We start from the raw sequence: 585 nt of genomic DNA, 5'->3' as shown, positions 1-585 counted from the left end.
CATGCTGAACAGCGCCACCGCATTGGCGCTGGATCCGCCGTCGAGGTCGAGGAACAGTGCGCGGAAGTTGGTGTCCCAGTAGAGGACCGGCCCGCTGCCGAAGCTGGCCGGCAGCCCCGCCCCGGTCTGCCACATCCCGGCCAGCGTCGCCCCGGCCGCGATGCCCAGCGCCGCGCGGTCCAGCACCACCCGGTCGGTGCCCGAGGTGAAGTCGAGGAACAGGTCCTCGGCATCGGCGGTGTTGATGACGAAGTGATCGACCCCGAGGCCGCCGTGATAGACATCGCGCCCCGCGCCGCCGGTCAGCCAGTCGGCGCCCTCGCCACCGTCCAGATGGTCGGCACCGTTGCCGCCCGTCAGCGTGTCGCTGTCGGCCCCACCCCAGAGCACGTCGTCATCGTCGCCGCCGTTCAGCGAATCCTGGCCCTCCTGGCCGTAGAGCCAGTCGTTGCCCGCCCCGCCGTTCAGCGTGTCGTCGCCGGTGCCGCCATCCAGGTTGTCGCCGCCGTCACCGCCGTCCAGAAGGTCATGACCCTCCTGCCCGAACAGCGCGTCGGTCTCGGTCCCGCCATAGAGCGAATCCTC

Annotated in this window: 1 protein-coding gene; it reads right to left on the bottom strand. The window is 70.8% G+C overall.

Annotated elements, in window-relative coordinates; translation table 11 throughout:
* Window positions 1-585: calcium-binding protein (locus FL625_RS18450; RefSeq protein ID WP_235019503.1), on the bottom strand; the 585-nt coding region annotated here is incomplete at both ends.

It is taken from the genome of Tabrizicola flagellatus, from assembly GCF_008271465.1.
GTDB lineage: Bacteria > Pseudomonadota > Alphaproteobacteria > Rhodobacterales > Rhodobacteraceae > Tabrizicola > Tabrizicola flagellata.
Note: the sequence above shows the minus strand (reverse complement) of the source record. Positions and strands in the feature narration are given on the sequence as shown.